22 protein-coding genes are annotated in these 20,476 nt (G+C 74.3%); 17 read left to right on the top strand and 5 right to left on the bottom strand.

Translation table 11 applies throughout. From position 1 onward, the window contains the following. The first annotated feature begins 98 nt into the window (after positions 1-98). From GL259_RS18620 to GL259_RS18590, 6 genes are all read left to right on the top strand, one after another. Positions 99-818 (top strand): hypothetical protein, encoded by a 720-nt coding sequence (locus GL259_RS18620; RefSeq protein WP_208026490.1) that lies wholly within the window; start codon positions 99-101, stop codon positions 816-818. Then, positions 815-1,648, top strand: coding sequence for a hypothetical protein (locus GL259_RS18615; protein WP_243762331.1), 834 nt, complete (start codon positions 815-817; stop codon positions 1,646-1,648). Before GL259_RS18620 ends, GL259_RS18615 begins: the two co-directional genes overlap by 4 nt. Then, positions 1,645-2,532, top strand: coding sequence for a hypothetical protein (locus GL259_RS18610; RefSeq protein ID WP_159534252.1), 888 nt, complete (start codon positions 1,645-1,647; stop codon positions 2,530-2,532). Before GL259_RS18615 ends, GL259_RS18610 begins: the two co-directional genes overlap by 4 nt. Before the next feature lie 229 nt (positions 2,533-2,761). Beyond that, positions 2,762-3,337 (top strand): FABP family protein, encoded by a 576-nt coding sequence (locus GL259_RS18600; protein ID WP_159534248.1) that lies wholly within the window; start codon positions 2,762-2,764, stop codon positions 3,335-3,337. 40 nt (positions 3,338-3,377) lie between these two features. Further along, positions 3,378-3,815: a transcriptional repressor gene (locus tag GL259_RS18595; RefSeq protein ID WP_159534246.1), complete on the top strand. Its 438-nt coding sequence runs from the start codon at positions 3,378-3,380 to the stop codon at positions 3,813-3,815. A 9-nt stretch (positions 3,816-3,824) separates the two neighbouring features. After that, positions 3,825-4,790: a folate-binding protein gene (locus tag GL259_RS18590; protein ID WP_159534244.1), complete on the top strand. Its 966-nt coding sequence runs from the start codon at positions 3,825-3,827 to the stop codon at positions 4,788-4,790. Positions 4,791-4,811: 21 nt separating this feature from the next. On the opposite strand, the gene dtd is transcribed toward GL259_RS18590, so the two are convergent. Then, positions 4,812-5,237 carry a D-aminoacyl-tRNA deacylase gene (gene dtd / locus GL259_RS18585; RefSeq protein WP_159534242.1) on the bottom strand — a complete coding sequence of 142 codons (426 nt, stop codon included), beginning with the start codon at positions 5,235-5,237 and terminating at the stop codon, positions 4,812-4,814. 177 nt (positions 5,238-5,414) lie between these two features. On the opposite strand from dtd, the gene GL259_RS18580 reads away from it, so the two are divergent. The 3 genes from GL259_RS18580 (at position 5,415) to GL259_RS18570 (ending at position 8,639) form a co-directional block, all read left to right on the top strand. After that, complete coding sequence (locus tag GL259_RS18580; RefSeq protein WP_159534240.1) at positions 5,415-6,050, top strand: aerial mycelium formation protein; 636 nt, start codon at positions 5,415-5,417, stop codon at positions 6,048-6,050. Positions 6,051-6,128: 78 nt separating this feature from the next. Further along, the gene (locus GL259_RS18575) at positions 6,129-7,103 is read left to right on the top strand and encodes an asparaginase (RefSeq protein WP_159534237.1); all 975 of its coding nucleotides are present in this window, start codon (positions 6,129-6,131) and stop codon (positions 7,101-7,103) included. 279 nt (positions 7,104-7,382) lie between these two features. Then, positions 7,383-8,639 (top strand): GNAT family N-acetyltransferase, encoded by a 1,257-nt coding sequence (locus GL259_RS18570; protein WP_159534235.1) that lies wholly within the window; start codon positions 7,383-7,385, stop codon positions 8,637-8,639. Positions 8,640-8,803: 164 nt separating this feature from the next. Here the strand turns inward: GL259_RS18570 and GL259_RS18565 are convergent, their stop codons facing one another. Further along, entirely contained in the window at positions 8,804-8,989 is a 186-nt protein-coding gene (locus GL259_RS18565) for a hypothetical protein (protein ID WP_159534233.1), read from the bottom strand. 180 nt (positions 8,990-9,169) lie between these two features. Between GL259_RS18565 and GL259_RS18560 the strand changes: the two genes are divergently transcribed. After that, positions 9,170-10,078: a GntR family transcriptional regulator gene (locus GL259_RS18560; RefSeq protein ID WP_159534231.1), complete on the top strand. Its 909-nt coding sequence runs from the start codon at positions 9,170-9,172 to the stop codon at positions 10,076-10,078. Between the two features lie 39 nt (positions 10,079-10,117). Here the strand turns inward: GL259_RS18560 and GL259_RS18555 are convergent, their stop codons facing one another. Continuing rightward, entirely contained in the window at positions 10,118-10,306 is a 189-nt protein-coding gene (locus tag GL259_RS18555; RefSeq protein WP_159534229.1) for a hypothetical protein, read from the bottom strand. Between the two features lie 138 nt (positions 10,307-10,444). Here GL259_RS18555 and GL259_RS18550 point away from each other — a divergent pair, with 138 nt between their 5' ends. From GL259_RS18550 to GL259_RS18530, 5 genes are all read left to right on the top strand, one after another. Further along, on the top strand, positions 10,445-11,326 hold the full coding sequence (locus GL259_RS18550) for a winged helix-turn-helix domain-containing protein (protein ID WP_159538758.1): 882 nt from the start codon (positions 10,445-10,447) through the stop codon (positions 11,324-11,326). Further along, on the top strand, positions 11,326-12,081 hold the full coding sequence (locus GL259_RS18545) for an HAD family hydrolase (protein WP_243762330.1): 756 nt from the start codon (positions 11,326-11,328) through the stop codon (positions 12,079-12,081). Before GL259_RS18550 ends, GL259_RS18545 begins: the two co-directional genes overlap by 1 nt. 274 nt (positions 12,082-12,355) lie before the next feature. Continuing rightward, positions 12,356-14,545, top strand: a complete 2,190-nt coding sequence (locus tag GL259_RS18540; RefSeq protein WP_159534225.1) for an aminoglycoside phosphotransferase family protein — start codon at positions 12,356-12,358, stop codon at positions 14,543-14,545. 23 nt (positions 14,546-14,568) lie between these two features. After that, positions 14,569-15,189 (top strand): TetR family transcriptional regulator, encoded by a 621-nt coding sequence (locus GL259_RS18535; RefSeq protein WP_159534223.1) that lies wholly within the window; start codon positions 14,569-14,571, stop codon positions 15,187-15,189. Between the two features lie 40 nt (positions 15,190-15,229). Continuing rightward, positions 15,230-17,326 carry an AAA family ATPase gene (locus tag GL259_RS18530; RefSeq protein WP_159534221.1) on the top strand — a complete coding sequence of 699 codons (2,097 nt, stop codon included), beginning with the start codon at positions 15,230-15,232 and terminating at the stop codon, positions 17,324-17,326. A 17-nt stretch (positions 17,327-17,343) separates the two neighbouring features. Here GL259_RS18530 and GL259_RS18525 read toward each other — a convergent pair whose 3' ends face one another. Then, entirely contained in the window at positions 17,344-18,231 is an 888-nt protein-coding gene (locus GL259_RS18525) for an NAD(P)-binding domain-containing protein (RefSeq protein ID WP_159534219.1), read from the bottom strand. A gap of 50 nt (positions 18,232-18,281) precedes the next feature. Here GL259_RS18525 and GL259_RS18520 point away from each other — a divergent pair, with 50 nt between their 5' ends. Next, positions 18,282-18,644, top strand: a complete 363-nt coding sequence (locus GL259_RS18520; RefSeq protein WP_159534217.1) for a helix-turn-helix domain-containing protein — start codon at positions 18,282-18,284, stop codon at positions 18,642-18,644. Positions 18,645-18,911: 267 nt separating this feature from the next. Here GL259_RS18520 and GL259_RS18515 read toward each other — a convergent pair whose 3' ends face one another. Then, a complete protein-coding gene (locus tag GL259_RS18515; protein WP_159534215.1) occupies positions 18,912-19,511 on the bottom strand; it encodes a DinB family protein in 600 nt (199 codons plus the stop codon). Between the two features lie 260 nt (positions 19,512-19,771). Between GL259_RS18515 and GL259_RS18510 the strand changes: the two genes are divergently transcribed. After that, positions 19,772-20,437 (top strand): maleylpyruvate isomerase family mycothiol-dependent enzyme, encoded by a 666-nt coding sequence (locus GL259_RS18510; RefSeq protein WP_159534213.1) that lies wholly within the window; start codon positions 19,772-19,774, stop codon positions 20,435-20,437. Positions 20,438-20,476 lie beyond the last annotated feature (39 nt).

The raw sequence follows: 20,476 nt of genomic DNA, 5'->3' as shown, positions 1-20,476 counted from the left end.
CGCGCGACGGAACGCGCTTCACGTCTGTGGGGGACGCCTTGGAAGTACGAGAAGCACCGGCTGCACCGGAGACACCGGAGGCACCGGGAACGCCTGGGGTGCCGGAGACACCGCCGCGCCGCCGCGGCGCCACCGCGCTGCTGATCGGCACCGCGGCCCTGTGCGGCCTGGTGGCCGGCGCCTGCGCGGGCTACCTCGTCCAGGCCGACCGCGCGCCGACGAAGCTGCCGCCGCTGTCCCAGCCGGTGCTGCCGCGGGCGACGGGCCCCGCCCCCGAGCCGCTGTCGGCCGCCCGGGACCGGCGGGTGCGGACCGACGGCGACCTGCGCGAGCTGCTGCTGAAGAAGCCGGCCGGGGCGAGGGAGGCCGACTGGCTGTCCACGTCCGACGGCTGGCTGGACATGTCGGCCTACGCCGACAGCTTCACCGAGCCGGGTGAGAAGTTCAGCTCCCTCGTCTCGGACGAGTTCCGCCGGGCCGCCGCCGTCGGCTGGGAGGACGGCCCGCACCAGGTGGAGATCCGGCTGGTGCAGTTCCGCCAGGAGGACTCCCTGGCGGCGGTCGACACCGTCGGCAACCACCAGGGATGGGCGGAGCGCGACCCCGACGCCGAGAGCTGGGGCATCCCCGGCACCGGCGACGGCACGGCCTACGTCCACCCCAGGCCGTACACCGAGCCCGGGTACGAGCCGCAGTACAGGGCCGAGGCGCACGCCTGGCGCGGGGACGTCGCGATGGAGATCTGGGTCTACGGCGACCGGCCGATCCCCAAGAAGACGATCATGGACCTGGCCGAGCGGCAGATGGAGCGGCTGTGAGCGGAACCGATTCACCGGAGGAGCGGCCGGAGACCGGCGCGCCCGGGACGCGGCCGGAGGCGGAGGCGGGCCCACCGGTCCGCAGGCCCGTACGGCGCGGGCGCGTCGCGGCCGTCGCCGGTTGCCTGCTGCTCGCCGGAGCGCTGCTCGCCGGCGTGGGCGCGACCGTCGTGACCGTGCGGGACGCCGACCGGGACGCGGGCGCCCCGCGCTGGCAGTTCCCGAAGGCCACCGCCGGGGACAGGAAGGCGCCGGCCCCCACCGGGCTCGCCGGGATGCTCGTGCCGTACGAGCCCGACGGCTGGGTCCGCGGACCCGACCTCGGGCGGTTCGGCTCCGACGCGCGGCTCAGCGGCGCCCAGGCCGCGGCGCTGCGGAAGGAGTCCCTGCGCGGTCTGCCCCGCTCCCTGCGCAAGCCGCTGGAGAAGGAGATCGACCGGCAGCGCACCAAGGGCATGGTGATGCGCAGCTACTTCAGCGCGGACGCGAAGCCGTACCTGTACGACGAGGAGATCTACTCGGTGAGCATCGTGCTGGCGCAGATGGAGGACAGGGCCGCGGTCCGTGCCCTCTCGGAGTCCCAGAAGCGGCTCTTCGGGGTGTTCGGCGGCCGCAAGGGACCCGGGATCGAGGGTTACGAGGACGCCGAGTGCTTCCGGGCGCCCGAGGGCGACCAGGAGGAGCTCACCGGGATGTTCTGCTCCGCCCACGTCGGCGACGTCCTGGTCACGGCCGTCGCGTACGGCACCGCGACGCTCGACAGCGACGGAGTCGCCACGCTCCTGCGCACCCAGCTCGACCGGATCGCCGAGCCGGGGAAGGCGATATGAACGACCGCACCACCGAACCGCTCACCGAGCTCGAGCCGCCCACCGGTCCCGAGCCGTCCACCGAGCCGACGCAGTCCGCGCAGTCCGCGCAGCCCTCCGGGGTTGCGGCCCCGGCGCCCCGGGACCGCCGCGTCCTGCGGGCCGTGGCGCGCTGGGCCGCCGCCGCGGCCGTGTTCGCGGCCGTCGGCACGGCCACGGCGTACGGGATCGCGGGCCTGGAGCGCACGGACGTCCCGGGCCTGGCCACGGAGTCGGACGGGCGCTGGGACTACCCCGAGCTGACCAGCCCGCCGCTGCCCTCCGGCAGCCCCGGGCCCTTCGCCGCGGGCAACGCGGCCGGCACCCACCACGCCGACCTGCGCGCCCTCGTGCTGCCCGCCCCCGCCGGGGCGAGGGAGGACAAGGCGCTGCGCGGCCCGGACGGCTGGCTGGCGACCAAGGAGTACCTGGCGGAGTACGCGCACGAGGAGGACCGGGAGGCGCTGCGGCAGCAGCTGGTCGACACCGGCCTGCGGCACATCGCCGCCCGCGGCTGGACCACGCCGGACGGCACCCGGACCCGGATCTACCTGCTCCAGTTCGACACCGCGCAGGTCGTGGAGGCGGAGATCGCGAGCCAGGCCGTCGCGTTCACCACCCCGGTGTACTCACTGCGCGGCTCCCACGACGAGGTCTACGACGAGGAGTTCCCGGAGCAGGCCGCGGTCTCCGGCGTCGTCCGCACCGCCTACGCCGAGCCGAAGCCGTACGGCGCCGAGCAGGTCCGCCAGGCCCACCTCTCCGCGGGGGACGTCTACGCCGTGATCCTGCAGTCCCGGAAGGGCGGCGTGGGGGCCGTGCCCTTCCGGCAGACGGTCGTCCTGCAGGGCCAGCTGCTCGGCTGACCCCGGCGGTGGGGACGCACCTCACCCGACGGGGCCGGGCCCCGGCCGCGTAAGCTGGGGTCCGGCCCTGTGCACGCACACCACACTCCCCGCTCAAGGAGCACCCCGTGGAACTCTTCTTCGAAGTCCTGTTGGTCCTGGTTGCCGTCGGCGTCCTCGCCTTCGCCGGGCTGACCGTGAAGAAGCTGTTCCAGGGCCAGCGCTGACCCGACACCAGGAACTTCCACTCATGATCGAGATTCCGTCCGACCTCCACAAGGACCTCGTCCCGCTCGCCTTCCTGCTCGGCGACTGGGCGGGCGCCGGCGTGCACGACTTCCCCGGCGCCGAGAAGTGCAACTTCGGGCAGGAGGTCGCCTTCACCCACGACGGCCGGGACTTCCTGGAGTACCGCTCCCACACCTGGGTGCTGGACGGCGACGGCAACAAGGTCCGGCCGCTGGAGTCCGAGCACGGCTTCTGGCGGATCGACGCCCAGCGCAAGGTCGAGGTGACGATGACCCGCGACGACGGCGTCATCGAGATCTGGTACGGCGAGCTGGCCGAGGGCAAGCCGCAGATCGACCTGGTCACGGACGCGGTCGCGCGCACCGCCGCCTCGCGGCCCTACAGCGGCGGCAAGCGGCTGTACGGCTACGTCAAGAGCGACCTGATGTGGGTCGGCGAGAAGCAGACCCCCGAGGTCGAGCTGCGTCCCTACATGTCGGCGCACCTGAAGAAGGTCGTCACCCCGGAGGAGGTCGAGCGCTGGGCCAAGGCCCTGCCCGACGACCTGCCGGACGACGGGATCGCCTTCTTCAAGTAGGCCTTCCTCGCGCGGGCGCCGGCCGCTCTAGACTCGTGGTGTGGTGAGCACCGACTGGAAGAGCGACCTCAGGCAGCGCGGCTACCGGCTGACGCCGCAGCGCCAACTCGTGCTCGAAGCCGTGGACACCCTGGAGCACGCGACCCCCGACGACATCCTCGTGGAAGTGAGGAAGACGGCGTCGGGGGTCAACATTTCCACCGTCTACCGCACGCTGGAGCTCCTGGAGGAGCTGGGCCTGGTCAGCCACGCCCACCTCGGGCACGGCGCCCCGACGTACCACCTCGCCGACCGGCACCACCACCTGCACCTGGTCTGCCGCGACTGCGACAACGTCATCGAGGCGGACATGGAGGTGGCGGCCGACTTCACGGCCAAGCTGCGGGACTCCTTCGGCTTCGACACCGACATGAGGCACTTCGCGATCTTCGGCCGGTGCGGCGACTGCTCCCTGAAGGCTTCAACTACCGAGTCGTAGGCTAGGCGTATGAAGAGCCCCCTGCTGACCCTGCCCGGCGCCGTCCCCGCCGAGGGCGTGGACGAGGGCGTGGCCGCCCACTACGGCGACCTGTTCCGCGAGCAGCGCGCCCTCGCCGACGGCACCGGTTTCGTCGACCTGTCCCACCGCGGGGTCGTGACCGTCTCCGGAGCGGACCGGCTCGGCTGGCTGCACCTGCTGCTCACCCAGCACGTCAGCGAGCTCCCGCCGCACCAGGCCACCGAGGCGCTGATCCTCTCCGCGAACGGCCACATCGAGCACGCGCTCTACCTGGTCGACGACGGCGAGACGGTCTGGGCCCACGTCGAGCCGGGCACTCAGGAGGCGCTGATCGCGTACCTGGAGTCGATGAAGTTCTTCTACCGGGTCGAGGTCGCCGACCGCACCGCCGACACCGCGGTGGTGCACCTGCCCGCCGGGTCCATCGCGGAGGCGCCCGAGGGCGTCGTCGTCCGCGAGACCCCGTACGGACGTGATCTGTTCCTGCCCCGCGCCGATCTCGAGTCGTACGCCGGGAAGGCCGGGCCGCCCGCCGGGATCCTCGCCCACGAGGCGCTGCGCGTCGAGCAGCACCGCCCCCGGCTCGGCTTCGAGACCGACCACCGCACCATCCCGCACGAGCTGGGCTGGATCGGGAGCGCGGTGCACCTGCAGAAGGGCTGCTACCGGGGCCAGGAGACCGTCGCCCGGGTGCAGAACCTGGGCAAGCCGCCGCGCCGGCTGGTCTTCCTGCACCTGGACGGCAGCGAGGTCCACCTGCCGACGCCGGGCACGGAGATCCGGCTCGCCGACGACGAGCCGGACGGGCGCAAGGTCGGGTTCGTCACGACGTCCGCGCGCCACCACGAGCTGGGGCCGGTCGCGCTCGCGCTGGTCAAGCGGAACGTGCCGGTGGACGCGCGGCTGCTCGCCGGGGAGACGGCGGCGGCCCAGGAGACCGTGGTCGAGCCCTGACCCGCGCCGAGGGGGCCGGGCTCAGATCTCCAGCAGGACGGTGAACGGGCCGTCGTTGGTCAGCGACACCCGCATCCGCGCGCCGAAGCGGCCCGTCGCCACCGTCGCGCCCAGCGCCCGCAGCTGGGCGACCACCTCGTCGACCAGCGGTTCGGCGACGTCACCGGGGGCGGCGGCGTTCCAGGTGGGGCGGCGGCCCTTGCGGGCGTCGCCGTACAGGGTGAACTGGCTGATCACCAGCAGGGGGGCGTCGACGTCGCTGCACGACCTCTCGTCCTGGAGCATCCGGATCGACCAGAGCTTGCGGGCGAGCTGGGCCGCCTTCTCCTTGGTGTCCTCGTGGGTCACGCCGACGAGGACGCACAGCCCCTCGCCCTCGATCGCCCCCACCGTCTCGCCGTCCACGACGACGCTCGCGCCGTCCACCCGCTGCACCACTGCTCGCATACGACCATCATGCCGGTCGGCGAACACCCGGCCGACGGCGGTCCGCGCGGGGCCCCGGCCGGACTATTTTTACTCCTTAACCGCCATCTGGGGTGGATCGGGCGCACTAGGTCACATAGCGGCCGCTTGGGGTGGCACGATGCTGGCACATGCCGGTCGAGGGGACGGTTGAGGCACATGAGCACATCGGGGATTGGGCAGCCGCCCGGGGCTGTCTCGTTGACCCACCCGGGGGCCGGGGAGCGGGAGTTCCACCGTCCCCCCACGCAGCGCACGGACAGCCCCGTGCTGCCCGGGGAGCAGTCCGAGCACGATCTGACCGCACTCAGCCTGCCCGAGCTGCGCACCCTGCGCCGCGACGCCCAGCGCGACGAGGCCGACCTCAGCTACGTGCGGCGGCTGCTGCAGGGGCGGATCGACATCCTGGGGGCGGAGCTGGCCAGGCGCGTCCCGGTGGGCGCCGCCTCGGTCGCCGCCGCGCCGGCGGAGGCGTCCGTGGTGGAGCGGCTGCCGGAGATCCTGCGGGACGCCCCGGCCCGGCACCGGTCCTCGGCCCGCCACGTGACGCTGGGCACGCCGCGGAGCGAGGAGTACCGGCGGCTGGCGGCCGAGATGCTCGCCGAGGTGGAGCTGTCCGACCTGGGCGCCCGCACGGACGGGGAGCTGAACGCCGCGATGGGGCGGCTCGTGCGGTACGAGCAGCAGGTGTCCTGGCGGCGGCAGCGGCTGCAGCGCACGGCCGACGACTGCAGCGCCGAAATCGCACGCAGGTACCGTGAAGGGGAAGCTCAAGTCGACGACCTGCTCGTGTGAGGCGGGGGCCGGCCCGGTGATCCCGGGGCCGCCCCCGTGCCGGGCGGGGCGTGTATCCCGTCCGGAAGGTCACCGCCGATGTCCGCACCGTCCCTGCCCGTCGCACCCCCCGCCGTGCCGCCCGTCCTCGCGGAGGTCGTCCGTTCCGGTTTCGTCGAGGGGCGGCACCGGGGGAGCCTGGTCCTGCTGGACGCGGACGGGGACGTGGAGCTGGCGCTGGGTGACGTGGCGGCGCCCGTCTTCCCCCGGTCCAGCAACAAGCCGATGCAGGCGGCGGGCGTGCTGCGGGCGGGCCTGGACCTGGCGGGGGAGCGGCTGGCGCTGGCCGCCGCGAGCCACTCGGGGGAGGGCTTCCACCGCGACCTGGTGCAGAAGATGCTGGCCGAGTACGGGCTGGGGGAGCGGCAGCTGGGCTGCCCGCCGGACCTGCCGCTGGACGCGGAGGAGCGGGACACCTACCTCGCGGCCGGCGGGGTGCGGGACCGGGTGACCATGAACTGCTCCGGCAAGCACACCGCGATGCTGGCGGCGTGCGCGCTGCGGGACTGGCCGCTGGAGACCTACCTCGACCCGGACCACCCGCTCCAGCGGATCATCCACGAGGGCGTGGAGGCGGCGGCGGGCGAGCGGGTGGCCGCCGTCGGCACGGACGGCTGCGGCGCCCCGCTGATGGCGGTCAGCCTCGTCGGCCTGGCCCGCGCCTACCGCTCCTTCGTCCTCGCCGAGCCCGGCACGCCCGAGCGCCGCGTCGCGGACGCCATGCGCGCCCACCCCGAGTACGTCGCCGGCACCCGCCGTGCCGACACCTGGCTGATGCGGGAGATCCCGGGCGTCCTGTCCAAGATGGGCGCGGAGGCCGTCCAGGCCGTCGCCCTGCCGGACGGCCGCGCCCTCGCCTTCAAGGTGGACGACGGTGCGGTGCGGGCCCTGGGGCCGGTGCTCGCACGGGCGCTGGGACTCATGGGGGTGGACGCGCCGGTGGTCGAGCGGATCGGCCGGGCACCGCTGACGGGCGGCGGGGCGGTCGTGGGGGAGATCCGGGCCGTGTTCTAGGCGCCGGCCTCGGCGGGGACACGCGGACCGGCCTCCCGGGGTGTGCGGACCCGGCCCCGCGAGGGGGTGCGGACCCGGGGCCCCGCGAGGGGGTGCGGACCCGGGGCCCCGCGAGGGCGTGAGGTCCGGCTCCCCGCAGGGGCGTGCCGGACCCGTTTCCCGGGCGTGCGGGACCCCTCCCGGGGCCGCGCGCCTCCGCAGGAGCCTGCGGAGGGGCGTCGGGGAGGCGGCCGGGGAAAACCATGCGACACCCCCCGCCCCGCGACCTACCGTGTGCCCATGACCTCCCGCGCCGACATCGACGTACGCCTGATCACCGAGTCCGAGTTCGCCGACTGGAACAGGGCCCTCAACACCGGGTTCCTGAACGCACCCACCTCCCCGCAGGAGGTCGTCGACGCGCGCCGGCGGCACTTCCTGCCCGGCCGGCTGCTCGGCGCCTTCGACGACGGGCGCTGCGTCGCGACGTTCCGTTCCTTCGCGCAGGAGCTCACCGCCGTCGGCGGCGCGACCGTGTCCGCCGCCGCCGTCACCAACGTCACCGTCACCGCCACCCACCGCCGCCGCGGTCTGCTCACCCGCATGATGACCGGGGAACTCGCCGCCGCGAAGGACAACGGGGACGTCGTGGCGACCCTGATCGCCGCCGAGTACCCGATCTACGGCCGCTACGGCTTCGGCCCCGCCACCTCGGCGACCGAGTGGACGGTCGACGTGCCGCGCACCGGCCTCGACCCGCGCCGGTCGGTCCCGGACGACGGCGGCCGGATCGACCTCGTGGACGGGGAGGACGTGCACAAGCTCGGCCCCGACCTGCACGAGCGGCTGCGCCGGGCCCGGCCGGGCGCCGTCAGCCGCACCGACGTGTGGTGGAGGCTGGCCACCGGAGCCCTGCGCTTCCACCCGACCTGGAGCGAGCCCTGCTTCGCCGTGTACCGGTCGGCGGCCGGCGAGGTCGAGGGCATGGTCGCCTACACGGCGGACGACACGTGGGGCGACGCCAAGCAGCCGCTGAACACGGTCAGCGTGAAATGGCTGATCGGGGTGACCCCGGCCGCCGAGCGGGCGCTGTGGCACTACCTGTGCTCGATCGACTGGGTGGTGAAGGTGAAGAGCGGCTGGCGGGCCCCCGACGACCTGCTCCCGCACTTCCTCCCGGACCCGCGCGCCGCCGCCGTCACCACCCAGGCGGACTGGCTGTGGGTGCGGATCCTGGACGTCGTGAAGGCGCTGGAGGCGCGGACGTACGAGGCGCCGGGTGCGCTGGTGCTGGAGGTGTCCGACGGCGGCGGGCTGGCCGGCGGGCGGTACCGGCTCCAGGCGTCGGAGGACGGGACCGGGTCCTGCACGCCGACCACCGGGAGCGCCGATCTGACGCTGGACGTCGCGGAGCTGGCGACGCTCTGGCTGGGTGACGAGTCGGCGGTGCGGCTGGCGGCCCTCGGCCGGGTGCGGGAAGAACGAGCGGGCGCCGCCCGTCAGGCCGACGCCCTGCTGCGTACGTCCAGGCGACCGTGGTGCCCGGACATGTTCTGAGCGCTGTCGCTCGCGCGCTCCTGCTGCCTGCCTCCCTCCGCCGACGACGGGTGGGCGCTCATCCGTAGCGAGCTGTTCGGTTGTGGTGGTGCGGGTGGTGCCTGCCGACGGGCTCCCGGCTCCCCTCCGGAGGGGAGCCCGGCCGGCGGTCCGTGGGCGTGCTGTCAGCCGGACTGGGCGAGCAGCATCACGAGGATGACCGCGCCGATGCCGCTGATCACGGTGTTCCGCGCCTTGATGCCCACGGTGAGGGCGACGAAGGCGATGATCCCCATCGGCCCGTACTTCCACTGGACGAGCTGCTCGAACCCAATGGCGAGGGCGGCGAGGACGATGGCGATGAGCGGCATGGCGGTCCCCCTTGTCGTCAGTGGTCACCAACCGTCACCCTGGTGGCCAACCTCTTCGGGGGCCGACCATGTTGCTCAAGTTGGTTACCAACTTGTCTTCAGTTATCTCCACTTGGAAGCGGCTCATAACCACCTCTCCGTGAACTGCCCAAAGATGGCGGGAAGTTGTAGGGTTCCGCCGTGGACCCGGAACACGCCTCCGTCCACGGACGGAAGAGGTCGCAGCGGCCACAGAGGACCCATCGGGAGGTGGCCGACGAGCTGCGCGCCCGGATCAGGTCCGGAACGCTGCAGCCGGGCCAGCGCATGCCCACCCAGGCCCGGCTCGCCGAGGAGTTCGGCGTCGAGCGCGGCACCGTCCGCCAGGCGCTGCGCGTCCTGCAGTCGGAGCGGTTGCTCACCAACGTCTCCAAGGGGGCCCCGGCGACCGTCGCCTCCGACGCCGAAAGGGCGCTGACCGGCCCCGCGGCACCCCCGATGCCCACCACGGCGGTCCTCGCGCACCGCATCGCCACCGCCTTCGCGGCCGAGCACGTCGAGATCGACGCCGTCTGCCTGACCGCGGTCTCCCTCACCCTCGCCATCGGTGAGCCGCTGCGCCAGATCCACGCGGGGCGACTGAAACCGGCCAAGGTCGACGTCCGCGTCCTGCTGCCCAGCCGGGAGATCAACCTGGCCTTCCCGGTCCCGGTCGAGGGCCGCGACGACGGCGGCGACCCGGTCCGCGAGCGCTGGCTGGCCCAGCGCAACGCCCAGGGTCAGGTGCTCCGGCACAACCTGCTCGCCCTGCGCGCCACGCACGGCATCGACGTGCGGGTCTCGTTCCGGGCGCTGCCCTTCACCCCGCCGGTGAAGCTGTACCTGCTCAACGGGGAGGAGGCGCTGTTCGCCTACTACACGCTGGCGCGGCGCGAGGCGCTGATCGACCACGAGAGCCTGGAGATGTACGACGCGCAGGGCGTCCGGTCCCTGCTGTTCGCCTTCGGGCGGGACGCCGGTCCGCGGGACACCGCCTTCGTGGAGCAGTCCCGCCGGTGGTTCGACGCACTGTGGGAGACGATCAGCTCCGAGCTGGTGCTCACGGGCTGACGTCTCCCACGGGGACCGGGACACGGGCGGGGCGGTGACTCACAGGGCGGGCCTCGTCACCAGCAGGGCGAGCAGGACCGCGCCGGCGGAGCTCACGCCGGGGCTCTTGGCCTTGATGCCCACGGTGAGCAGCAGCAGACCGAGGAGGCCGGCGGCGCCGTACCTCCACTGGACGAGCTGTTCGAAGGTGACGACGAGGACCGCGGAGAACAGGGCGAGGACGGGCACGGGGTTCCCCCTTCGGAAGCGGAACTTCCGCCAACTTGGCAAAGTTGGCAACCAACTTTTAGTAGGTTGTCCCCACTTGGCTCCTCTCTGTAAACAACTTTCAAACAACGCCCCTCAGATGGATCAGAGTTGTAGCGTCTGGTCGTGGCCCAGGAGAACGTGGCAGTGAACGGCAGCAGAAAGCTCTCGCCCCAGGAGATCGCCGACATCCTGCGGGAACGCATCCGCACCGGTGAGCTCAGGGCCGGTGACCGCCTGCCCACCCAGGCCGAACTCGCCGAGGAGTTCGGCGTGGAGCGCGGCACCGTCCGCCAGGCCCTGCGCGCGCTCCAGGAGGACGGCCTCCTCAGCAACGTCAGCAAGGGCAGCCCGCCGCGGATCGCCGAGCCGTCCCCCGCCCGGGAGGAGCCCCAGCCGACGATGGTGGGGCTGGCGCCCCGCCTGACGGAGGCCTTCTCGTCGGCCCACGTGCGGATCGACGCCGTCTGCCTGACCGCCGAGAGCCTCATGCTGGCGCTGAGCGAACCGGTCCGGCACATCCACGAGGGCCGCCTGCGCCCCGAGTCGGTGCGGGTGCGCCTCCTGCTGCCCTCCCGGGAGATCAACCTCGCCTTCCCGGTCCCGGTCGAGGGCCGCGACGGCGACGGCGACCCGGTCCACGAGCGCTGGCTGACCCAGCGCAACGCCCAGGCCCGCGTGCTCCGGCACAACCTGCTCGCCCTGCGCGCCACGCACGGCATCGACGTGCACGTCTCGTTCCGCGCCCTGCCCTTCACCCCGCCGGTGAAGCTGTACCTGCTCAACGGGGAGGAGGCGCTGATCGGCTACTACATGCTCACCCGGCGCGAGGAGGAGTGGGAGAGCCGGACCCTGGAGATGTACGACGCCCTCGGCTCCCAGTCCCTGCTCTTCTCCTTCGCCGAGCGGGCGGAGCAGCGGGACCGGGCGTTCGTGGAGGAATCCCGCAAGTGGTTCGACGCCCTCTGGGAAACCATCACGACGGACCTGACACTCTCCTAGTGACCTCTGAGACGACACGGACCGACCCGGCGCCGGCCGGGACCGAGAGCGAACCGGCCGACCTGCGGAGTCTGATCACGCGCGCCCGTGTCGTGCTGTGGGACTTCGACGGCCCCGTCTGCCGCCTGTTCGCGGGCCACTCGGCGGAGCGGGTGGCGGGCGACCTGGTGTCCTGGCTCGAGGGGCGCGGCCTGCACGGACTGCTGACCGAGACCGAGCGCGGCTCCCTGGACCCGCACGTCGTCCTGCGCGCCGTCGACCGCGGGCACCCGAACAGCGACCTGGTCACGGAGCTGGAGGAACGTCTCACCCAGGAGGAGCTGCGGGCCGCCGCCTCGGCGATGCCCACCCCGTACGCGGACCCGCTGATCCGCACCTGGAGCGCGGTGGGCTCCCGGCTGGCCGTCGCCACCAACAACTCCCCGCGCGTCGTGCGCAGGTACCTGACCGGCCGCGGCCTCGTCGCCTGCTTCGCCCCGCACGTCTACGGACGCACCCGGGAGCTCCGCCACCTCAAGCCCGACCCCCACTGCGTCGTCCGCGCCCTGAACGCCATGGGCGCCGCCCCCCGGTCCGCCCTGATGATCGGCGACACCCCGTCGGACCTGGCCGCCGCCCGGACCGCCGGCGTGCCGTTCCTCGGTTACGCGCGCACCGAACGCAAGGCCGGGCTGCTGCGGGAGGCGGGCGCCACCACGGTCGTGGACTCGCTGGAACCGGTCCTCGCGGCGGTCCGCGCCGCGGCCCGGGCCTGAAGCCCGGCAGTGGTCCGACCCGGTCCGGGACCCGCTCTCCGGACGACCGGTGTGCTGTAGCATGCGCGCACCGACCGGGCAAGCGCTCGCCCCGGTCCGTACCGGGGGACACGGCGGCCGGCCCGGACGGGCTCCCGCGGTCCCCGGGCGGACGGGTGACACGGCGCCCGACGCGACCGGCTGCGGTACTCCCCGCGCGGTCCTGCGCGTGCGGGACGGGCGGCCGTGTGCCTACCGTCGGTCGTGACTCCCCTCGTACCTCCCGGAGCGGCCAGTGGGCGCACCACCTCTTCCCCGTCCGCCCTCCGGGGAACGCGCCGCGGCTGATCCCCGCCTCCGGGACCTCGTGGAACGGGCCGCACGGTTCGGGACGGCCGGCGGCGGCCACCACCACCGGACCTACGTGCTGCCGCTGACCGGGCCGGAGGCACGGCTGCTGGGACGCGAGGCGGGGACGCCCGTGACGGTGCGGATCCGCCGCACCGGTGTGCTGCCGGCCGTGATCAGGACCTGGCAGGACGAGGACGGGATCCTCGGTGCGGTCAGGGGGGTCCTGCCGCACGTGCCGCGGTGTCTCGCCAAGGGCGACGGCTTCGCGATCCACGACCGTGTGGAGGGCGTGCCGCTCTCCGGCGTCTGCGGCGACGGCAAGCCCGTGGACACCCCGCTCGTCGAGGAGCTGGCCGGGCTGCTGGCCCGGACGGCCCGGGTGCGGCGCGGCGCCCTGCCTCCCCTGCCGCCGGGCTGGCCCCGCGACGACACGGACAGCCGGGGCTTCCTGCGCACGCTGGCGCACCTGGCGGACCGGCAGATCCGCCGGCCCAACCGGGCTGCCTTCGGCGGCCTGTTCGCGGCCCTGGGCGTTCCGGAGGACGCCCTGGTCCGGCTGGCCGAGCGGGTGCCCGTCATGGCGCGGCGGCCGTACGGCCTGCTGCACGCGGACCTGCACCGGGACAACCTGATCGTCCCGTGCGGCGGTGCTCCCCCGCTCGTCTGCGTCGACTGGGAGCTGGCGACCTACGGCGACCCGCTGCACGACCTCGCCACCCACCTGGTGCGGATGCGGTACCCGGCCCACCAGTGGTCCGGGGTGATCGACGCGTGGGCCGGGGCCGTGCGGGAGGTCCGCCCCGCCGCCGTCAACGGGCTGGCGAGGGACCTGCGCCACTACCTGGCCCTCGAGCGGGCGCAGTCCCTCTACCCGGACGTGATGCGGGCCGCGCGGTCCCTGGAGGACGCGTTCACCCAGGAGAACCTGGACGGGGCGACGGCGGAGGTGGGCAGGGCGCTGGAAGCGGCGGCCGAACCGCTGCGGCTCGTGAACGTGCCCGGCGCGCGGGAGATCGAGCGCGCGCTGTTCCGCTGGCTGGTGTCCCGCCGCGACCACGGCCGGGGCGGCCGGGGCACGGTCGCCCGGGTCTTCGGCTGGCGGCCGGACCGGCGGCTGTCCCTGCCCGACGACTTCCCCGAGTCCGCGGTGCGTCAGGCCCTGGCGGTGGAGGGCGCCGCTCCGGCGGACCGGGTGTTCAAGGGGACCGGGCACCTCAACACCGTGGTCCGGGTGCCGGGCGTGGACCGTCCCGTGGTCGTGCGGCGGAAACTGCCCGGGGCCTGTCGGCGGGAGCGCAGCTTCCTGAGCGAGCACGCCGTGCTGCGCGCCGTCGAGCGGGCGCCGGTCGCCGTCGCGGCGCCGAGGGTCCTGGCGCTGGGCGAGAGCCACCCGGACGACCCCTTCGCCATCCACACCTACGTGGGACCGCGCGACATCGGCCGCCCTCCGAGCCATCCCGTGCACGGCCTGCTGCCGCACGAGGCGGACGGCCTGGTGGACCAGCTCTGCGCCCTGACGCGGGTGGACTGCGAGCAGCTCGATCCGCTCGCCGGGACGGAGGGCTTCCACGACCGGCTGAGGGACCGGCTCGTCTCCCTCGTGGCGGGGCTGCCCGCGGCGTCGCAGCGGCTGGCGCGGCACCTGGGGCTGCCGGACGCCGAACGCCTCCGGGAGATCCTCTCCCGTCACCGGGTGAGCCACCGCGAACCCTCCCTGCTGCACGGCGACCTGAACCCGTGGAACCTCGTGCGCCGGGACGACGCCCTCGCCCTCACCGTCATCGACTGGGAGATGGCCCTGGTGGGGGACCCGCTGTACGACCTCGTCAGGCACATGCACCTGACGCCCACCCGCCCGGAGATCCGCGACCGGATGTTCCGCCGCTGGGAGCGCCGGCTGCCCGACGAGCACACCCGCGACTGGCGCCGGGACTGGCAGGTGTACCGCCGGCTGGAGATCGTCCGCTCCGCGTACGTCGACCTGGACCGCATCGTGACCGGCGCGGGCCTGGACGCCCCGAACGTCCGGCGGGCGGTGGACTCCTACGCGGTGACGCTCGCCGTCGCCGCGGGGGCGCTCGGCCTGCCGCTCCGCTCCGCCGCCGCCCCCTTCCCCGCCCGCGCCCCGGTGTGAGCGGGTGTGCGTAGGCTCGCCGCATGAGCGAGATCGGCCTGCGCGAGCGCAAGAAGCGGCAGATGTACCGGACCGTGTCGGACACCGCCATCCGGCTCTTCCTGGAGCGGGGCTTCGACGCGGTGTCCGTCGCCGAGGTGGCCGCCGCGGCCGGGATCTCCAAGCCGACGCTCTTCCGGTACTTCCCGGCCAAGGAGGACCTCGTCCTGCACCGGATCGCCGACCACGAGGACGAGGCCGCGCGGGTGGCCGGCCGGGGGCCCACGCCCGTCGAGGCGCTGCGGCGGCACTTCCTGGACGGGCTCCGGCGGTGCGACCCGGTCACCGGACTCAACGACGACCCCGAGGTGCTCGCCTTCCACACACTGCTGTACGGGACGCCGGCGCTGGTCGCGAGGCTGTACGGGTACCTGGAGCGGTCCGAGGAGGCACTGGCGGAGGCGCTCGGCGGAGGGCTCGGGGCGCGGCTCGCCGCCGGGCAGGTCATCGCCGTGCGGCGGATCCTCGCGCAGGAGAACTGGCGGCGGATCGCGCGGGGGGAGCCGGTCGCGGACGTGCGGGCCGACGCGGTGGCTGCGGCCGAACGGGCGTTCGGCGTGCTGGCGGCGACGCTGCCCCGCCTCGACATCGGTGATACCGAGTAAAAAATGTAACTCGGTCAAGTCATTCGGTACGCTCGGTGGAATGACACCACCCGACCCCGCGCTCCGGCACGCCCTCGCCCGGGAACGCGCCCACCACGACCGCTGCCGCTCCGCCCTCGCCGCCATGGCCGACGGCGCCGGTGAACAGGTCCTCACCGGCGAGGACGTCTCCGCCTCCGGTGCCGACGCCGAGGTCCTCGGGTACCGCCTGCGCAGCCGGGCCCGGGAACTGCGGGAGCTGCCCGAGGGGCCGCTGTTCTTCGGCCGGCTGGACTTCGCCCGGACGGACACCGGCCACGCCGGGCAGCGCTACCACATCGGACGGCTCCGGATCACCGAGCACCCCGCCGCCCCGCCCCTCGTGGTGGACTGGCGGGCCCCCGTCTCCCGCGCCTTCTACCAGGCCTCCGCCCGTGACCCGCAGGGCGTCGCCGTGCGCCGGCGGTTCGGCTGGGCCCCCGGCAGCCGGGGCAAGTCCACCGACCTGACCGGACTGGAGGACGAGCACCTGGAGCAGGGGCGGGAGCAGGCACGGGAACAGGAGCAGGGGCGGGGGGAGACGGGGGTCAGCGCTCTCCTCGTCCGGGAGATCGAGCGGCCCCGCGTCGGGCCCATGCGGGACATCGCGGCCACCATCCAGCCCGAGCAGGACGACCTCGTCCGCGGGGACCTGGGCGTCTCGGTGTGCGTGCAGGGCGCCCCCGGCACCGGCAAGACCGCCGTCGGCCTGCACCGGGCGGCGTACCTGCTCTACACCCACCCGCAGCGCGTCCGGCGCGGCGGACTGCTCGTCCTCGGGCCCAACCGGGCCTTCCTCTCCTACATCTCCGAGGTCCTGCCCGCCCTCGGCGAGACCGGCGTGCGGCAGTCGACCCTCGCCGAGGAGATCGCCCGGCACCCGGTCACCGGCACCGACGACGAGCGCGCCGCCGTCGTCAAGCACGACGCGAGGACGGCCGAGGTGCTGCGCCGGGCGCTGTACGCGCGCGTGCGGGCCGGCGGCGCCGGGGATGGCGCGCAGGACCTCGTCGTGCCCGACGGGTCGTACCGCTGGCGGGTCGCGGGGGACGAGGCGGCACGGATCGTGGCGGAGGTACGGGCCGAGGAGCCGCCGTACGGCGTCGGGCGGGAGCGGGTGAGGGCCCGGATCGTGCGGGCCGTGCGGGAGCGGGCCGAACGGCGCAGCGGGCCGCGCGGCACCGCCTGGGTGCGCCGGATCGAACGGGCGCGGCCGGTGTCGGCGTACGTCGACGCCGTCTGGCCCCGGGTGCACGCGGAGGAGGTCGTGGCCGGGCTCCTCTCCGATCCCGGGGCGCTGGCCGCCGCGGCCGAGGGGGTGCTGGACGCCGACGAGCAGAAGGCCCTGCTGTGGGCGAGGCCGCCCCGGTCGTGGAGGTCGGCGCGCTGGTCGGCCGCCGACCTGGTCCTGCTCGACGAGGTCGCCGGACTGGTCGAGCACCCGGACGGGTACGGCCACGTCGTGGTCGACGAGGCCCAGGACCTCTCCCCGATGGAGTGCCGGGCCATCGCCCGCCGGGCCGCCTTCGGCTCGCTCACCGTGCTGGGCGACCTGGCGCAGGGCACCACCCCGTGGGCGGCCCGCTCGTGGCCGGAGGTCCTGCGGCACCTGGGGAAGCCGGACGCGGCCGTGGTCGCGCTGACCACCGGGTTCCGCGTGCCGCGGGCCGTCGTCGCGCTCGCCAACCGGCTCCTCGAACGGCTCGACGTCGACGTCCCGGCGGCCCGGTCCCTGCGCGGTGACGGGGAGGTGCGCCTGCGGAAGGCCCCGGACCCGGACGGGCTGCCGGCCGCGGTCGTGTCCGCCGTGCGGGACGCGCTCGGGCGGGAGGGCTCCGTCGGGGTCGTCGCGGCGGACGCGGACGTGCCCCGGCTGCGGCGGGCGCTGGCCGGGGCCGGGGTGGAGGCGGCGGGCCCGGAGGAACCGGGCGCGCGCGTCACGGTGGTGCCGGCGAGCCTGGTCAAGGGCCTGGAGTACGACCACGTCGTCGCCGTCGAACCGGCGGCGATCGCGGAGGCGGAGGGGCCCGCGGGGCGGGGGCTGCACCGGCTGTACGTGGTGCTGACCCGGGCGGTGTCCCGGCTGGAGGTGGTGCACGGGCGGCCCCTGCCGTTCTGAGACCGCCCGGGCACCGCTCAGTGGCGGGCGAGCACTTCGGCGACCCGGGTGAACCCGTCCGTGCCGTGCCCGCGCGCGATGACCCGCCGGGCCTGCCCCTCGATCACGCGCATCACGCTCGCGTCGATGCCGTGCGCCTCGGAGGCGTGGACGACGTGGGCCATGGTCGACGCGGCCGAGGTGACCGGGTTCAGCTCGCCCGAGTACGTGCCGGCGTCGGAGTCGGCCGCGAACTCCGTGAACAGCGGCGGGAGGATCGCGGCGATGCCCTGGGCGAAGGGGGCGAGCTCGGCGCCGGTGACGCCCTCCGCGCGGGCCACGGCCAGGGCGTGCACGTAGCCGGCCATCGCCGTCCAGAAGATGTCGAGCAGCGCGATGTCGTACGCCGCCGCCCGGCCGATCTCCTCCCCGAGGTGGGTGTGGCTGCCGCCGAGCGCCGCCAGCACCGGCCGGTACTCCCGGTACGGCTCCTCGGGGCCGCTGAACAGGAACACCGCGTCGTCCGTGCCGATGGCCGGGGTCGGGGTCATGATCGCGCCGTCCAGGTAGCGGATGCCGTGCCGGCCCGCCCACTCGGCCGTGTCCCGGGCCCGCTCGGGGGTGTCGGCGCTCAGGTTCAGGACCGTGCGGCCCTTGAGGGCGGCGGTGACGGCGTCCCGGCGCAGCACGGCGTCCGAGGCGTCGTAGTTCACCACGCAGACGACGGTGAGCGGGGCGGCGGCGACCGCCTCCTCGGGCGAGGACGCCGAGACCGCGCCCCGGGCGACCAGCTCCCCGTCCCGGCCGGGCGTGCGGTTCCAGACGGTGGTGCGCAGCCCCGCGTCCAGGAACGCGTCGGCCAGCGCCCGGCCCATCGGGCCGAGCCCGAGGACGGTGACGGCGGACCGGTCGGTGTGCACGGACATGGTTGAACTCCCGTAATGTCTATGGCAATTGCTGAGGAAAGGGGCACGGCATGGTGCACCGGCGCCACGATCCGGACGTCTGCGGGGTGACCGCCGCGATCGCCGTGATCGAGGGCAAGTGGAAGACCACGCTGCTGTGGCTGCTGGAGTCCGGCCCGCACCGGCCGGCCGAACTGCGCCGGCGGGTGCCCGGCCTCACCGAGAAGGTGCTGACCCAGGCGCTGCGTGAGATGGAGACGGACGGACTGGTCCACCGGGAGGTGTACGACGTCCGGCCGCCGAAGACGGTCTACTCCCTGACCGGCTTCGGCCGCGAGCTGTCCGAGGCCCTGGGGCCCCTGTCCGACTGGGGCCACCGCCGCCTGGAGAAGCTGGCCGGCGACAGGGCCGACGTCACCCGTCGGGCCTCCTGACGGCTGACCGATCCCGCTCCCTTCCCCGTCCGGTGCCCTGCCCGCCGTCCCTCTCAAGGTTCGCCGCGCGGCGCCGGGCTGCCAAGTACGCACAAAAAAGTGGGTGTGGGGGCCTCGGCCGCGCCCGCCGGCGAGGGGAGCCCCGCGGACGCGGGTCCCTGCCGCGGGTGAGGGGCGGGGAGGAGCATCACGGGAGGCAGCGGGAGGCAGCGGGAGACCGCAGGGGGGGCCGCGGGCAGGGGAGCCGCCCTGCGGGCACCGGGGCGCCTACCGGCGCGCGTTCCGCTCGGCCTCCCGGGCCGCGCGTTCCAGCCGGTCGCGGTGGGCCTCCCACCCCGCCGGGTCGTCCGGCGGCACGGCGGGGTTGTCCTTCCTCATCCCCACCGAGCCGTCCAGGAGTTCCCGCAGGATGTCGGCGTGCCCGGCGTGCCGGTGCGTGTCGGCGATCACGCGCGTCACGGCGTGGTGCAGCGTCACCTCGTCCTTGCCGTCGGGCCACCACGGCACCCTGCCGACCGTGTCCAGCGGCAGTGCGTCGACCGTCGCGTCCGCGTGCGCCCACGCCCGGCGGTAGAGCTCCACGACGTGCTCGCGTGACTCGTCGGCGGTGGCCCACATGTCCGCGTTGGGCTCGGCGCCGTCCTCCAGCCAGGGCAGCGGCTCGCCCGACGGGCGTCCGAAGGTGTCGCCGAGGTAGCCCAGTTCCACGCCGGCCGTGTGCTTCACCAGGCCCAGGAGGTTGGTGCCGGTCGGCGTCAGCGGGCGGCGGGCGTCGTACTCCGAGAGCCCTTCGAGTTTCCACAGCAGGGCGTCGCGGGCGGACTGCAGGTAGAAGTGGAGGTCGGCCTTGGGGTCCGTGGCGGTCATGGGGCCAGTCTGCCGCCCGCGCGAACCCCGGCCCACGCCTTTTCCCGTTCCCTTCCGCCCCGCCCCGTCCCGTTCCGGACGAGTCCGGGACGGGACGGGGCGCTTCGGCCGTCTCGGCGGTGGGCCGCACGCAGAGAAGTCGCCCACCGGCGATGACTCCGCACCGCAGTGCCGGTCTCCCCTGCGGACGCCCGTGCCGGATGCCCGAACCGGCCCGGGAGCGACGCTGGAGCACGATCCGTGACAGGAGACCCTTCCCCATGACCGATCCGGCAGTGACGACCGCCCGCAGCCGCAGGACCGGGGACTGGCCCTTGGTCCACGCCGAGCGAGCCGCGCTGGCGGCCGATCTCGCGGACATCACCGACGAGCAGTGGGAAAGGCCGTCGCTCTGCACCGGCCTGACGGTGCGCGAGGTGCTCGCGCACCTCACCGCGGGCGCGAGCCTCAACGCCGTGCGCTGGATGGCGGGGGTGATCCGCTGCCGGTTCGACTTCGACCGGCAGGTGGCCGTGCGGCTGGCCGAGCAGTTGGGCACGACCCCGGCCGAGACCCTCGAGCGGTTCCGGCGCGTCGTCCCGAGCACCACCAAGCCTCCCCTGCCCGTCGTGGCCATGCTGGGCGAGACGATCGTGCACGGGGAGGACATCCGGCGTCCGCTGGGCGTCCGCCGCGCTCACCCGGTCGAGGTCCTCACCCGGGTGGCCGAGTACTACCGGGGCTCGGACCTCGTGGTCGTCGCCAAGGGACGCGTGGACGGGCTGGAACTCGTCGCGGACGACGGCCCTTTCACGACCGGTTCGGGGCCGCTCGTGTCCGGCCCCACCCTGGCCCTGGTGATGGCCATGACCGGACGCGCGGCGCACTGCGACGAACTCGAGGGCGAGGGCGTGGAGATCCTTCGCGGTCGCTGCGGGACGGCGTGACGGCGCCGCCGTTCGGGCCGGTGGCGGCCGGCGGTGGTC

Source organism: Streptomyces sp. Tu 3180 (assembly GCF_009852415.1).
Taxonomy (GTDB): Bacteria; Actinomycetota; Actinomycetes; order Streptomycetales; family Streptomycetaceae; genus Streptomyces.
Note: the sequence above shows the minus strand (reverse complement) of the source record. Positions and strands in the feature narration are given on the sequence as shown.

Excerpts from the sequence above, each read along its gene's own strand:
- GL259_RS18610 (WP_159534252.1), top strand. The coding sequence starts at position 1,645 with ATGAACGACCGCACCACCGAACCGCTCACCGAGCTCGAGCCGCCCACC.
- GL259_RS18600 (WP_159534248.1), top strand. The coding sequence starts at position 2,762 with ATGATCGAGATTCCGTCCGACCTCCACAAGGACCTCGTCCCGCTCGCC.
- GL259_RS18590 (WP_159534244.1), top strand. The coding sequence starts at position 3,825 with ATGAAGAGCCCCCTGCTGACCCTGCCCGGCGCCGTCCCCGCCGAGGGC.
- dtd (WP_159534242.1), bottom strand. The coding sequence starts at position 5,237 with ATGCGAGCAGTGGTGCAGCGGGTGGACGGCGCGAGCGTCGTCGTGGAC.
- GL259_RS18580 (WP_159534240.1), top strand. The coding sequence starts at position 5,415 with ATGAGCACATCGGGGATTGGGCAGCCGCCCGGGGCTGTCTCGTTGACC.
- GL259_RS18575 (WP_159534237.1), top strand. The coding sequence starts at position 6,129 with ATGTCCGCACCGTCCCTGCCCGTCGCACCCCCCGCCGTGCCGCCCGTC.
- GL259_RS18570 (WP_159534235.1), top strand. The coding sequence starts at position 7,383 with ATGACCTCCCGCGCCGACATCGACGTACGCCTGATCACCGAGTCCGAG.
- GL259_RS18565 (WP_159534233.1), bottom strand. The coding sequence starts at position 8,989 with ATGCCGCTCATCGCCATCGTCCTCGCCGCCCTCGCCATTGGGTTCGAG.
- GL259_RS18535 (WP_159534223.1), top strand. The coding sequence starts at position 14,569 with ATGAGCGAGATCGGCCTGCGCGAGCGCAAGAAGCGGCAGATGTACCGG.
- GL259_RS18530 (WP_159534221.1), top strand. The coding sequence starts at position 15,230 with ATGACACCACCCGACCCCGCGCTCCGGCACGCCCTCGCCCGGGAACGC.
- GL259_RS18525 (WP_159534219.1), bottom strand. The coding sequence starts at position 18,231 with ATGTCCGTGCACACCGACCGGTCCGCCGTCACCGTCCTCGGGCTCGGC.
- GL259_RS18520 (WP_159534217.1), top strand. The coding sequence starts at position 18,282 with ATGGTGCACCGGCGCCACGATCCGGACGTCTGCGGGGTGACCGCCGCG.
- GL259_RS18515 (WP_159534215.1), bottom strand. The coding sequence starts at position 19,511 with ATGACCGCCACGGACCCCAAGGCCGACCTCCACTTCTACCTGCAGTCC.
- GL259_RS18510 (WP_159534213.1), top strand. The coding sequence starts at position 19,772 with ATGACCGATCCGGCAGTGACGACCGCCCGCAGCCGCAGGACCGGGGAC.